15 protein-coding genes are annotated in these 13,118 nt (G+C 58.2%); 9 read left to right on the top strand and 6 right to left on the bottom strand.

Going from position 1 to position 13,118, the window contains the following annotated elements; all coding sequences use genetic code 11:
• Positions 1-137 precede the first annotated feature (137 nt).
• Together JK232_RS14080 and JK232_RS14075 are read right to left on the bottom strand one after the other, a co-directional pair.
• Positions 138-1,298 (bottom strand): ABC transporter substrate-binding protein, encoded by a 1,161-nt coding sequence (locus JK232_RS14080; protein WP_175558171.1) that lies wholly within the window; start codon positions 1,296-1,298, stop codon positions 138-140.
• Positions 1,299-1,376: 78 nt separating this feature from the next.
• Positions 1,377-2,003 (bottom strand): transglycosylase SLT domain-containing protein, encoded by a 627-nt coding sequence (locus JK232_RS14075; RefSeq protein WP_101829404.1) that lies wholly within the window; start codon positions 2,001-2,003, stop codon positions 1,377-1,379.
• Positions 2,004-2,128: 125 nt separating this feature from the next.
• Between JK232_RS14075 and ghoS the strand changes: the two genes are divergently transcribed.
• Both ghoS and JK232_RS14065 read left to right on the top strand, forming a co-directional pair.
• Positions 2,129-2,443, top strand: a complete 315-nt coding sequence (ghoS, locus tag JK232_RS14070; RefSeq protein WP_072930970.1) for a type V toxin-antitoxin system endoribonuclease antitoxin GhoS — start codon at positions 2,129-2,131, stop codon at positions 2,441-2,443.
• Between the two features lie 181 nt (positions 2,444-2,624).
• Positions 2,625-3,500: a fructosamine kinase family protein gene (locus JK232_RS14065; protein WP_072930972.1), complete on the top strand. Its 876-nt coding sequence runs from the start codon at positions 2,625-2,627 to the stop codon at positions 3,498-3,500.
• Positions 3,501-3,551: 51 nt separating this feature from the next.
• Here JK232_RS14065 and JK232_RS14060 read toward each other — a convergent pair whose 3' ends face one another.
• Positions 3,552-4,100, bottom strand: coding sequence for a YniB family protein (locus JK232_RS14060; RefSeq protein ID WP_101829401.1), 549 nt, complete (start codon positions 4,098-4,100; stop codon positions 3,552-3,554).
• A gap of 190 nt (positions 4,101-4,290) precedes the next feature.
• Here JK232_RS14060 and hxpB point away from each other — a divergent pair, with 190 nt between their 5' ends.
• Positions 4,291-4,956: a hexitol phosphatase HxpB gene (hxpB, locus tag JK232_RS14055; RefSeq protein ID WP_072930975.1), complete on the top strand. Its 666-nt coding sequence runs from the start codon at positions 4,291-4,293 to the stop codon at positions 4,954-4,956.
• A 65-nt stretch (positions 4,957-5,021) separates the two neighbouring features.
• Here hxpB and JK232_RS14050 read toward each other — a convergent pair whose 3' ends face one another.
• Positions 5,022-5,354, bottom strand: a complete 333-nt coding sequence (locus tag JK232_RS14050) for a cupin domain-containing protein (protein ID WP_072930985.1) — start codon at positions 5,352-5,354, stop codon at positions 5,022-5,024.
• Positions 5,355-5,390: 36 nt separating this feature from the next.
• Positions 5,391-5,567, bottom strand: a complete 177-nt coding sequence (locus tag JK232_RS14045) for a hypothetical protein (RefSeq protein WP_165698423.1) — start codon at positions 5,565-5,567, stop codon at positions 5,391-5,393.
• A gap of 76 nt (positions 5,568-5,643) precedes the next feature.
• Between JK232_RS14045 and kduI the strand changes: the two genes are divergently transcribed.
• The 4 genes from kduI (at position 5,644) to JK232_RS14025 (ending at position 9,641) form a co-directional block, all read left to right on the top strand.
• Entirely contained in the window at positions 5,644-6,480 is an 837-nt protein-coding gene (gene kduI, locus JK232_RS14040; RefSeq protein WP_072930987.1) for a 5-dehydro-4-deoxy-D-glucuronate isomerase, read from the top strand.
• Between the two features lie 64 nt (positions 6,481-6,544).
• Positions 6,545-7,306, top strand: a complete 762-nt coding sequence (gene kduD / locus JK232_RS14035; RefSeq protein WP_212589326.1) for a 2-dehydro-3-deoxy-D-gluconate 5-dehydrogenase KduD — start codon at positions 6,545-6,547, stop codon at positions 7,304-7,306.
• Between the two features lie 186 nt (positions 7,307-7,492).
• Positions 7,493-8,056: a metal-dependent hydrolase gene (locus tag JK232_RS14030; RefSeq protein ID WP_072930990.1), complete on the top strand. Its 564-nt coding sequence runs from the start codon at positions 7,493-7,495 to the stop codon at positions 8,054-8,056.
• A gap of 193 nt (positions 8,057-8,249) precedes the next feature.
• Positions 8,250-9,641, top strand: a complete 1,392-nt coding sequence (locus tag JK232_RS14025) for an L-cystine transporter (protein WP_072930992.1) — start codon at positions 8,250-8,252, stop codon at positions 9,639-9,641.
• 69 nt (positions 9,642-9,710) lie between these two features.
• Here the strand turns inward: JK232_RS14025 and kdgR are convergent, their stop codons facing one another.
• Positions 9,711-10,502 carry a DNA-binding transcriptional regulator KdgR gene (gene kdgR / locus JK232_RS14020; protein WP_072930994.1) on the bottom strand — a complete coding sequence of 264 codons (792 nt, stop codon included), beginning with the start codon at positions 10,500-10,502 and terminating at the stop codon, positions 9,711-9,713.
• Positions 10,503-10,782: 280 nt separating this feature from the next.
• On the opposite strand from kdgR, the gene rhaS reads away from it, so the two are divergent.
• Both rhaS and JK232_RS14010 read left to right on the top strand, forming a co-directional pair.
• Complete coding sequence (gene rhaS, locus JK232_RS14015; protein WP_072930995.1) at positions 10,783-11,607, top strand: HTH-type transcriptional activator RhaS; 825 nt, start codon at positions 10,783-10,785, stop codon at positions 11,605-11,607.
• A gap of 118 nt (positions 11,608-11,725) precedes the next feature.
• Complete coding sequence (locus JK232_RS14010; protein WP_072930997.1) at positions 11,726-13,102, top strand: MFS transporter; 1,377 nt, start codon at positions 11,726-11,728, stop codon at positions 13,100-13,102.
• The last annotated feature ends 16 nt before the right edge of the window (positions 13,103-13,118 follow it).

Raw genomic sequence — 13,118 nt, 5'->3', positions numbered from 1 at the left:
CGGCAGCCTGCGATAGTAACACTAATTAATTTCGTGATTCCAACCCCTTTATTGGGAATTCTCCGATCGCAGGCAGGCAGAGGAAAGCGCGCCGCTGCCATGGCCTGCTGCCCCCGGCTGAAGCCGCGGCGACAGGGTTATCCTTTCGCCGGTGCCTGTGAGGCCAGCACGCCGGTGCCTGCCGGCAGGGTGGTGAAACGGCTTAAAATATCGCCCCAGGTCTGGTTTGGGTCGAGGCTGGAAAACTGTTGCGGGTAAATAAATTTCGCCAGGAATTCCAGCCCGACGATGTTGTACGGGTGGTTATAGAAGTTGTGGTAGATACCGTAGAAGCGCTGGTTGCGAATGGCTGACACCTCGCTGAAGCCTGCACGGCTTTTCATTTTCGTGAAGGCCGCATCCACCTGCGCTTGCGTGACGTTGTAACCAAACGGCACTGCTGCGTTATTTTTGCTGGCCCACTGGGAGCCGGAAACGATATAGACATCCGGTTTCAGGCTGATGACCTTTTCCAGGGAGATATCGCCGGTTGCGCCCGGCAGCAATGAAGACCCGATATTCCGGGCGCCGACGGCCTCCACCAGCGCGCCCCACCCGACATGCGCGTGGGTGAAGCAGCAGGCATCCAGCCCACCCAGCCCGGCTTTGGCTTCAATAAAGACCTGCGGCTTCGGGGTGACATTGTTTACTTTCTCCAGCACGGCCTGATAGTGCTGCTGATAAAAGTCGGTATAGGCTTTGGCTTCCTGCTCACGGTTAAGCACTTCTCCCAGCAGGGTGATGCTTTTCGGCGTGTCTTCCACCGGTTTCAGCATGGTGTCGATAAACAGCACCGGCACATTCAGCGCCTTCATTTTTTCCAGCACGCCGGTTTCAGTCAGGGAGGGTTTGGCGCGCAGCTGCGCCACCATCAGATCCGGGCGCTCGGCGATCACGCTCTCAAGGTTCACTTCCCCTTTGTCGCTGAAGCCCATATCCAGGATTTTTTTCGCGGCCGGCCATTTCTGGTCAAGCAGTTGCCAGGTGGCCCCATCGCTCTTTTTCAGCAGGTTATTCCAGGCCACCACGCGGGCAAACGGGTCTTGCCGGTCAAGCAGCGCCAGCGCCAGAATATCCCGGCCATCCTGCACGATAAGGCGTTTCGGCTCCTGTTTCAGGGTGACGGTCTGGCCGGCGGTGTCGGTGACGGTCAGCGGATAAGTGGTGGCCATCACGGGGGCGGCACAACAGAGGGCTACAGCGGCAGCCAGCAGGGAAAGGGAACGCGGCACAAGGAACTCCTGTAAAAAAGTGTGCATGGATAGTAATGAGAATTGATTACATTATCAATCATGCACACCTGCCGTGCTCCCTGCCCTACGTTTTCCGCCTGGCCATCAGGCTTCCGGCAACAGGGACTGATAGGCTGTATTCACCTTCCAGAGATACCGGGGTGCCTGCGGGGCGGGATGGTTCGCCTGGATATGCGCGTAGAACGCCGTGGGTGACAGCCGGTTGATGGCGCGTACCGCCTGCTTGCGATCCGGTGAGAAAGTGCGCAACAGCGCACCGGCCCCGTTAACGTACGCGACCGTGACGGCATAACGCAGGGTCAGCGGGTCGTCAATCCCGGCCAGCTGCTGCTGGAGTACGCTCAGGTACGCGGTGCCCAATTCAATATTGGTTTCGGGATCTTTCAACTCGCGGCTGCTCGGCTGGCCGCGCCGCCCCTGAAGCCGGTAGGCATCACGCCCGGCAGTGGAAGCTTTAAGCTGCATCAGCCCCACCGCATTGGAACGGCTGACCACATCCGGTTTAAAGCCGGACTCCACCTGAATAATCGCTTTGACCAGCGTCTCATCGACCCCATAGCGCCGGGCGGCCTGATGGATGGTCTGGTTGTAGGCCAGTGCATTCATATTGGTGCCGGTAAACACCTTGCCGCTGCTCTGCGGCGGTTTTTTCTCACCGGCGCACCCTGCCAGCAGCAACGCCGCCAGCAAATAGCTCAGTTTTCGGTTTATGTTCATTCCCTTTTTCCGCTGTCGTGCTCATCATCACCGGCGTCAGGATACCGGCTCCGGCGTGCCACCTGAATAGGATTTGTGGACTATTCTCAATAATATCCCAATAAACAATGAGGTGAATTATGGCGTTATCACATCCTAAACCTTATGTCGTGACCTTTCGTTATCAGGAGCAGAGCCTGGCTGACCTGGCAAAGCTCACCAATCAGCTGACCCTGGCGGGGTTTACCACTTCGCTGACCAGCGAGGACGGCGTATTGCATGAGCTCGGCACCAACAGCTACGGCATCAGCGGCCTGCACAGCCGGGAGGATGTCACTGAACTGGCGACCCGCCTGGGTGAAACCGCGCTGGGCCAGACTCCGGAAGTCAGCCTGGCGTCGCTGGAGGAGTACCTGCAACAGATTAATGAGACGAAAATGCCGCCAAAAGCGTGATCTGCCGCGTACCGCTTTGCACAATTTTTGCGCTTTTTTCAGGCGTACTATCAATCGCGTATATACTTCCTAGGGCAAGCTGCCCCGGCAGCGCCCTCCGGGGCCTGCCTGTGCGCCAGATCGTTTTTTATCAGCGCTTTCCCGGCGTTGATGAATCACCGGCCGGACGGAGGGTACTACTATGTGGCAAGCCATTAGTCGTCTGTTGAATGATCACCTTGGCATCGCCGAGATACGCGAGCGTGTTGAGTTGCCCGGCGGTGAAATCCATCCGGCCTGGCGGGTGAGTTACGGCGAGCATGAGGTGTTTGTCAAAGCGGACCGCCGCGAATTGCTGCCGATGTTTACTGCAGAAGCCGATCAGCTTGAGCTGCTGGCCCGCAGTAAAACGGTGCGGGTGCCGGAGGTGTATGGCGTGGGCAGCGACCGGGATGACAGTTTCCTGTTGCTGGAATATATCCCCCTGCGCCCGCTGGATGCCGCGGCAGCTTACCGGCTCGGGCAACAACTGGCGGCCTTGCACCAGTGGAGCGAGCAGCTGCAGTTCGGCCTGGATTTTGACAACGACCTGGCCACGCTGCCGCAGCCCAATAGCTGGCAGCGCCGCTGGAGCACCTTTTTTGCCGAACAGCGGATTGGCTGGCAATTACAGCTGGCCGCGGAAAAAGGCATGGTGTTCGGTAACATGGAAGAGATTATTGATCTGGTGAAACAGCGGTTGCATAACCACCAGCCCCAGCCCTCCCTGCTGCATGGCGATCTGTGGCCGGGAAACTGCGCGCTCGGCCCGGACGGCCCGGTGCTGTTTGACCCGGCCTGCTACTGGGGAGACCGGGAGTGTGATCTCGCGATGCTGCCGCGTTACCCTGACCTGCCGGCCCAGCTCTATGACGGCTATCAGAGCATCTGGCCGCTGCCGGAAGATTTCCCGGCCCGCCAGCCGCTTTACCAGCTCTATTTCCTGCTTAACCGCAGCAACCTGTTTGGCGGCCAGCACCTGGTGGCTGCCCAGCGCGCGGTGGACCAACTGCTGCACCCGGAACCGGAGCCGTTCTAAGCGCATAAAAAAACCCGGCAGCACCGGGTTTCTTTCGTCCTGTTTCGCGAGTCAGGCAATCAGCCCCAGCAGCTTCAGCACCAGCCAGGCGATTACCGCGATCACCACCGGCAGGATATAGAGTGAAAAAACCTGCAAAAAGATGGTATGGCGCGGCAGGATGATCCGCTCTTCGACCTGCGCCCGCGTCCGCCCTTCACTGCCGCGCGCCTGCTCCAGAATCATCTGGTCTTCGACCCCTTCGCGGATATGGCGGACTTGCCGTGACATGCGTGCGCCGGACGCCTGCAAGGCCAGCCCGACGAAGATCAGAATATAAATCACGGCAAACATCACATTCGCCCCGCTCAGCCCCTGGCCCACCGCAGGCACCGGCGAGTTGTGCCAGAAAACGTTCAGGAACGGGGTATTAAAGCGGATCATATCGATCATGACATGCAGGAAATCCAGCATTACGGCGTTAATACCCTGAGTCTGTTTGCTTTGGCTGTAGATAAAGTTCAGCAGTGACACCACTGTCGACAGCAAGGCCGGAATAAACACTACCCAGCCTAATACCCGTTTGAGCACGGCAACGCGCCCAGCCTGTTGATACGTCATGGATTCCCCTTGTAAAGACGTCGTTCCTGTCAGCCAAGTGTACCTACAGATACAAAAACCGCCCAAACTTTTAATCATTTAGCCCCTGCGCGGCGTGCCGGGCGCAGGCGCCGGGATATTCAGCCGGCGGCCGGCAGTGGTAGAGTGTCTGCGGTTATCTTCCTGTTTACTGCTTAAGGAGCCTTTGCGCATGGCCTATGTCCGACCGATACACGCAGCAATTTTTGATATGGATGGGTTACTGATTGATTCAGAGCCGTTATGGACCCAGGCTGAGCTGGACATCTTCGGCGGGCTGGGGCTGGATCTGTCGCAGCGTGACACCCTGCCGGACACGCTGGGGCTGCGTATCGATCAGGTGGTGGAGTTGTGGTACCAGGCGATGCCGTGGCATGGCCCCAGCCGGGCGGAGGTGACGGAGATGATTATCGCCCGCGCGATTGCACTGGTAGAGCAGCATCGCCCGCTGCTGCCCGGCGTCAGCCATGCCCTCGAACTCTGCCGCCAACAGGGGCTGAAAATCGGCCTGGCGTCCGCGTCACCCCGCTTTATGCTGGATAAGGTGCTGGCGATGTTTGCACTGGAGGATTATTTCCCGGTGCGGGTCTCCGCCCAGCCGTTGGCTTACAGCAAGCCACACCCGGAGGTCTACCTGCTGGCGGCGCAGGAGCTGGGCGTGGATCCGCTTAACTGCGTGACGCTGGAGGATTCGGTTAACGGTATGGTCGCCACCAAAGCGGCGCGGATGCGCTCGATTGTGGTCCCGGCCCCGGAGAACCGTGGGGATGCCCGCTGGGCGCTGGCAGACGTCAGGCTGGAGTCGCTGGCGCAGTTACGTGTTGAACACCTCACCTGACACCGCACCGGATACCAGGCCGGGCGGCACACCCGCCCGGCCCGGAAGCGCTCCGGCGTCAGGCGTTATAAGAAGTCATCGCGCTTTGGCGAAAAGGTGTCGATCAGAATACTGCCCGCTTCCAGTGCCACTACCCCATGCATCTCATGTTTAACCGCCCGGTAGGCATCGCCGGTTTTCAGCACCTGTTTCACCCCTTCAATCTCCACCTCAAAACTGCCTGCGGCAACATAGGCAATCTGGTCATGGATGTCATGCTGGTGCGGGGTGCCGACGGCACCTTTTTCAAAATGCACCGCGACCATCATCAATTCATCACTCCAGGTCATGACTTTACGTTTGATGCCCTGCCCCAGATCGTCCCACGGGGTCTCCTGATCGAAAAAGAAGGTTTTCATGCTCTGCTCCTGTCACCAAATGGGGGTTACCGTGGCTCATACTACGGGTTCCGGCTGTGGCGTCAGCGCAAAAATAGCAAAAGCATGACGCCCTTCAAAAAATAAATAAAACATCATTTCATATTTATTGAATTCACATCCCGCAGGGCTTATGCTTTTTTCAGAACGAGGATGAACCGGGCACACTCCGGAGAGGCGGGCTGTCGCTGCCACGCGGCCTGCCTCTCTGCCCGGTGCATTCCCTCCCACGGGCCTTCGCCCGCTCCGCTACCCCTCAAGAGGCACTGACATGCAAGTCCGTCAAAGCATTCACAGCGAACACGCCAAACACCTCGATACTGCCGGCCTGCGCCGGGAATTCCTGATCGAGAAGATCTTTGAAGACGACACCTACACCATGACCTACAGCCATATCGACCGCATCATCATCGGCGGCATCAAGCCGGTGCAGAACAGCGTCTCGATTGGCGGGGAAGTCGGTAAGCAACTGGGCGTCAGCTATTTCCTTGAGCGCCGGGAACTGGGGGTCATTAACATCGGCGGGCCGGGCCTGATCGTGGTTGATGGTGATACCTTCGAAATCGGCTCTGAAGAAGCGCTCTATGTCGGCAAAGGCGCGAAGGAAGTGGTCTTCAGCAGCGTAGACGCCGCTCGCCCGGCCAAGTTCTATTACAACAGCGCCCCGGCTCACACCACCTTCCCGACCCGTAAAATTACCATGGCGGAAGCCTCGCCCCAGACGCTGGGCGACGATGCCACCAGCAACCGCCGCACCATCAACAAATTCATCGTGCCGGATGTACTGCCGACCTGCCAGCTCACCATGGGGCTGACCAAACTGGCGGACGGCAACCAGTGGAACACCATGCCGTGCCATACCCATGAGCGCCGCATGGAAGTCTACTTCTATTTTGACATGGACGAAGAGACCGCGGTCTTCCATATGATGGGCGAGCCGCAGGAGACACGCCATCTGCTGGTGCACAATGAGCAGGCGGTGATCTCGCCAAGCTGGTCTATCCATGCCGGTGTCGGCACCAAGCGCTATACCTTTATCTGGGGCATGATCGGCGAGAACCAGGTATTTGATGACATGGACCACGTGGCTGTGGCCGATCTGCGCTAACCTGCGCACCTGCCGCTGACGGCATAACCCGCGCCAATCCGGCTGCTGACAAGAGAAGCGAGAGATGATGCTGAATGCGTTTGAACTGAAAGATAAGGTGGCGATGGTCACAGGCTGCAACACCGGCCTGGGCCAGGGCATGGCGCTGGGCCTGGCCCAGGCGGGCTGCGACATTGTGGGTGTTAATATGTCAGAACCCACGGAAACCCGGCAGGCCGTGGAAGCACTGGGGCGACGTTTTCTGACGGTAAAAGCTGACCTGAGCAGCACCGGGGTCATCCCCCCGGTGGTAGAACAGGCGGTCACCGCCTTCGGCAGGATCGATATTCTGGTGAATAACGCCGGGATCATCCGCCGTGAAGATGCGCTCTCCTTCACCGAGCAGGACTGGGATGACGTGATGAACGTCAATATCAAAACCGTGTTTTTCCTGTCCCAGGCGGTGGCGCATCAGTTCATTAAACAGGGCAACGGCGGCAAGATCATTAACATCGCTTCCATGCTCTCTTTCCAGGGCGGTATCCGCGTCCCGTCTTATACTGCCTCCAAAAGTGCGGTGATGGGCGTGACCCGGCTGCTGGCCAATGAATGGGCAAAGCACAACATCAACGTCAACGCCATCGCGCCGGGTTACATGGCCACCAACAATACCCAGCAGTTGCGTGACGATGAAGACCGCAGCAAAGCGATCCTGGACCGCATCCCGGCCGGCCGCTGGGGCGTACCGGAAGATATGATGGGGCCGGTGGTGTTCCTGGCGTCCGCGGCGTCGGATTATGTGAACGGCTATACGCTGGCGGTTGACGGCGGCTGGCTGGCACGGTAACGTTTCTGCGCATCACGACAACGCGGCCTCCGGCCGCGTTTTTTTATGCCTGCTGCCCGCCTGCTGTTGTCTGCTTTCATACCCTGGCCGATTGCGCTTGCAAATAGTTACAGGGTAACCGCTTCCGCGCGCCAACATTATGTTTTATACTGGATAAATTACCAGTTTTTCAGTCAGGATTGTCGTATGACTGCCGAAGGGCATCTCATTTTTTCTGTTGCCTGTGCCATTTTTGCCAAAAAGGCAGAACTTTCCCCTGAGCTCGCCCAGGGGGACTGGTGGCATATTATTCCCGGTGCGTTGGTCACCTCGCTGCTGCCGGATATAGACCACCCCAACTCGCTGCTTGGCCAACGTCTGAAATGGCTTTCCCTGCCGATCTCCCGCCTTTGCGGCCACCGGGGGTTTACCCATAGCCTGCTGGCTGTCGCCGGCGGTATTTTCCTGTTCCGCTCCCAGGTGCCGGCTGACTGGGGCATTCCGCTTGATGTGCTGCACGCGATGATCATTGGTTACCTGAGCCATATTATGGCCGACATGCTCACCCCGGCCGGTGTGCCGCTGCTGTGGCCCTGCCGCTGGCGCTTCCGTGTGCCGATCCTGAACAGCCAGCGGGGCAACCAGCTGGAGCGCACGCTTTGCCTGGTGCTGGTGGGGCTGGCGGTCTGGTGGCAGCAAGGGCCGGGCTTTATTGACACCCTCCATCTCCCGGCACTGGGCGAATTTCTGAAGAACATCACCTCAATCTGAGTGCCTTATCGCCACTTTGCTTAAATAACGCCCTGAATTGCAGGAAAAGTTATAAGCCATAAGATCTGGTTATAAGCGCCTTTATTGCGGCCTGTTACCCTATGCACAGGCAAAAGTCAGGGTAAACCGTCTGAAAAAAACGGGTGCCCTGAGAATAATGCACTGTTTATTGGAAACTTCTGGAGAGTTGGGTATGAATCTTCCGCTCGTGATTAACGTAGTGGTCTTTATTGCCCTCCTGTGGCTTTTGGCGCAAACCCGCCATAAAGCCTGGAGCCTGGCGAAAAAAGTATTGGTGGGTCTGGTGCTGGGTGTCCTGTTCGGCCTTGGCCTGCAAGCCGTATATGGCTCAGACAGCGAAACCCTGAAAACCTCAATCAGCTGGTTCAACATCGTCGGCAATGGTTATGTGCAACTGCTGCAAATGATCGTCATGCCGCTGGTGTTCGCCTCTATCCTGAGCGCCGTCGCGAAACTGCATAACGCTTCGTCGCTGGGTAAAATCAGTGTGCTGACCATCGGTACCCTGCTGATCACCACCCTGATTGCCGCCCTGGTGGGTGTACTGGTGACCTGGCTGTTCAACCTGACGGCAGATGGCCTGGTGCAGGGTGCGCAGGAGACGGCCCGTCTGGCTGCTTTGCAGACGAATTATGCCGGTAAAGTGGCGGATTTGACCGTCCCGCAACTGCTGCTCTCTTTTGTGCCGAAAAACCCGTTTGCCGAACTGACCGGTGCCAGCCCGACGTCCATCATCAGCGTGGTGATCTTTGCGGCGTTCCTGGGTGTGGCGGCACTGCAACTGCTGAAAGATGACAAAACCAAAGGCGAGCGCGTGCTGGTGGCCATCGATACCCTGCAATCCTGGGTGATGAAGCTGGTGCGCCTGGTGATGAAACTGACGCCGTATGGCGTGCTGGCACTGATGACCAAAGTGGTGGCCGGTTCCAACGTGCAGGACATCATTAAACTCGGCAGCTTCGTGGTCGCGTCGTATCTGGGCCTGGCGATCATGTTTGTGGTTCATGCGCTGTTCCTGGCCGGTGTCGGGGTCAACCCAGGCCGCTTCTTCCGTAAAGTCTGGCCGGTGCTGACCTTCGCCTTTACCAGCCGCTCCAGCGCCGCGACCATCCCGCTGAGCGTGGAAGCGCAAACCCGCCGTCTGGGTATCCCGGAATCCATCGCCAGCTTCTCCGCCTCCTTTGGCGCGACCATCGGGCAGAACGGCTGTGCCGGTCTCTACCCGACCATGCTGGCCGTGATGGTCGCCCCGACCGTGGGCATCAACCCGTTTGACCCGGTCTGGATCGCCACGCTGGTCGGCATCGTGACCCTCAGCTCTGCCGGTGTGGCGGGCGTGGGTGGCGGCGCGACCTTCGCAGCCCTGATTGTGCTGCCGGCGATGGGCCTGCCGGTGACGCTGGTCGCGCTGCTGATCTCCGTCGAACCGCTGATCGATATGGGCCGTACCGCCCTGAACGTCAGCGGCTCCATGACGGCCGGCACCGTGACCAGCCAGCTGATGCGCCAGACGGACAAATCGCTGATGAACGCAGACGAAACGGCAGAGCTGGCGCACCGCTAAGCCTGCTGAGTACGCAGCAAAAAAAACCGGCGCTCCAGGCGCCGGTTTTTTTATCAGGTTATCCCGTTATCAGAACGGGTAGTCGTGGTAACCCATTTGCTCGGAGATGTTGCGGGCCGCAGTGTGCAGCATCGCCACATAATCCACTTTCGCCTCTTCCGAGAACCGGATGGTCGGGAACGACATGCTCAGGCCGGCAATCACCACCCCGAAGCGGTCGAATACCGGCACCGCCAGGCAACGCAGCCCCTCTTCCTGCTCTTCGTTGTCTTCACCGTAACCCTGCTCACGCACCAGATCGAGCACCGGCATCAATTCATCGGCGCTGCCGACCGTGCGCGTGGTGCTGCGGGTGAACTCCACCTCTTTCAAAATTTCCGCCACATCCTTGCGATCGCGCCAGGCCAGCAACACTTTGCCGATGGCCGTGCTGTGCAGCGGGTTGCGGCGGCCGATACGCGAATACATGCGCAGGTTGTACATGGAGTCAATTTTATGGATGTAGACGATGCTGTCTTCATCCAGCGCACCGAGGTGGATGGTTTCCCTGGTCAGCTTCGACAGCTCACGCATTTCGATGTCAGCACTGCGGATCAAATCGACGTTTTGCAACGCCTTGGCCCCCAGTTCAAACAACTTCAGCGTCAGCGAATACTTTTCTGACTCCCCTTCCTGCGCCACATAGCCCAGCGACTTCATGGTTTGCAGAAAGCGATAGACGGTGCTTTTGGACATCATCACCCGTTGGGAGAGCTCAGTAATCCCAATTTCCCGCTCCTCACCCAGCGCCTGAAGAATGCCGAACACCTTAAGGACAGAGGACACGGAATCGGGTTGTTTATCAAAATCTGCAATTGCCATAGTTGCCTTACCTTCGCCGGTGCCTGGTTCAGGCCCCCGGTTCAATGGGTTTCAAAAAAATCAGAACAGTAATTCAGTATAAGAGAAATCGCGCACGGTTAGCAATCTACGGGACTTTTACGCCCCTTTCACCCTTTCTTGTGTTCAATCATAAAATATCTCACCGCCGTCACAATTTAATGAAACGCCAGTTTATTTTTTTTATTTATACGTTTTAATTAAAAAACCTACCTAACCGCGGGCCGCCTGTTTTGTGGCCCGGCCAGAGTGAGAGACCCACATGTATACCTTGCGCAGCTATGATTTTTTTCCGCGCCAGGAGGATGCCGTGGCCCTGGCGTTTCGCGAGCCGCAGGAGCCTTTTCCTGAGCATACCCACGATTTCAACGAAATCTTTATTGTGGATGGCGGCAGCGGGTTACACGTCCTGAATGATTTCCCTTACACCATTAACTGCGGCATGTGCTTTTACATTAATGCAGACGATCGCCATCTGTTTGAACAGGTGGATGATTTGCGCCTGGTGAATATTCTTTACCGGCCGAATACTTCCTTTACCTTTATCAAAAACTTCAGCCACCTGCTGCCCTCGCCGGATGACGGGTGCGTCTGGAGCATCAGCCCGGTGCTGAAAAAAGCGCTGAAAAGCCTGCTGGATGAAATGAAACTTCAGGTCGAACAGGAGCCGTTGATTGAGCAGTGCCGCCAGGAGACGCTGTTTTTACGCATCCTGATGCTGCTGCGCCAGGGGCGTTACCGGATTACCCCGGCCGGTTCCAATCAGGACAAGCTGCAACAGATCCTGCTCTACCTGCAACAGAACCCGCAGGATGAGATTAACTGGGAAGCCCTGGCGGAACGCTTTTTTATCACGCCACGCACCCTGCACCGCCAGTTCCTCAGCCATACCGGCCAGACGCCGCAAAAATACCTCAATACCCTGCGGCTGAACCGGGCGAAATACCAGATTCAATCCACGGATGACACGCTGACGGAGATTGCGTTTGCCTGCGGTTTCAGCGACAGCAACAACTTTTCTACCTCGTTTAAAAAAGCGTTTGGCGTCAGCCCCAGCCAGTTACGCAAATCCCTGCAGTATAATTAGCCCCCGGCGGACAGCGGTTGCTTACAAAAAAGAGGCCGCCTGCCGGCATGAAACCCCGCGCTTAAGTAGCCGGCATGTTAATATTTTAAACAAACCTGTTTAACATCAGACCCCTTTCATGACCGCAACTCCTGCTGACGGCTTGCCCGTTCCACAACGTTATGGTGCGATCCTCGCTATCGCCTTGGGTATTATTGTTTCCGTGCTGGACGGGGCCATTGCCAACGTCGCCCTGCCGACCATCGCCAGGGATTTACAGGCAAGCCCGGCGTCATCGATCTGGATTGTGAATGCCTACCAACTGGCGATTACCATCTCCCTGCTCCCGCTCTCCTCGCTGGGGGATATTGTCGGGTACCGCCGGGTGTATCAGGCCGGTCTGCTGGTATTCAGTATTACCTCTGTGTTCTGTGCCCTGTCAGACTCGCTGCTCACCCTGACTATCGCCCGTGTCCTGCAAGGTTTTGGTGCCGCGGCGATCATGAGCGTAAACACGGCGCTGGTGCGCATTATCTATCCACAGCGTTATCTGGGGCGCGGTATTGGCATCAATGCGCTGATTGTCGCCGTCTCTTCGGCGGCCGGGCCGACCGTAGCCTCGGCCATCCTCTCCTTTGCCGCCTGGCCCTGGCTGTTCGCCATTAACCTGCCGATCGGCCTGGTGGCGCTGGCGCTCGGTATGAAGTTTTTACCGGCTAACCTCAGCCGCCGTAAAGGCCAGCGCTTTGATGTGCTGAGCGGCATCCTGAATGCCCTGACCTTCGGCTTACTGATTACTGCGCTGAGCGGCTTTGCCCAGGGGCAGAGCCTGCTGCTGACATTTGGGGAGTTGCTGGCGCTGCTGATTGTCGGGGTGGTGTTTGTGCGGCGGCAATTGAATCAGCCCTTCCCGCTGCTGCCGGTTGATCTGCTGCGTATCCCGATCTTTTCGCTGTCAATCGGCACCTCCCTCTGCTCCTTCAGCGCCCAGATGCTGGCCTTTGTGTCGCTGCCGTTTTTCCTGCAAACCGTACTGGGGCGCAGCGAAGTGGAAACCGGCCTGCTGCTGACGCCCTGGCCGCTGGCGACGATGGTCATGGCCCCCATCGCCGGCAGGCTGGTGGAGCGCTACCATGCCGGGCTGCTGGGCGGCATCGGCCTGATGGTGTTTGCCGCGGGCCTTTTTGCCCTGGCGCTGCTGCCCGCCGCCCCCAGCGATGGTGATATCATCTGGCGGATGATCCTGTGTGGGGCTGGGTTCGGGCTGTTCCAGTCGCCTAACAACCACACCATTATCAGCGCGGCCCCGCGTGAGCGCAGCGGAGGGGCCAGTGGGATGCTCGGCACAGCCCGCCTGCTGGGCCAGACGGCCGGTGCTGCGCTGGTGGCGCTGATGTTCAACCTGTTTTCCCAGGCCGGCACCCATGCCTCACTGCTGCTGGCCGGGTCGCTGGCGGCGGGCGGCGCGCTGGTCAGCTTCCTGCGGATGACCCAGCAAGGCAGCCCGGCCACCTGATGCCTTAAGCGCCGGG

This window comes from Nissabacter archeti, assembly GCF_018257325.1.
Taxonomy (GTDB): Bacteria; Pseudomonadota; Gammaproteobacteria; order Enterobacterales; family Enterobacteriaceae; genus Chimaeribacter; species Chimaeribacter arupi.
This window is presented reverse-complemented; position numbering and strand designations above follow the sequence as displayed.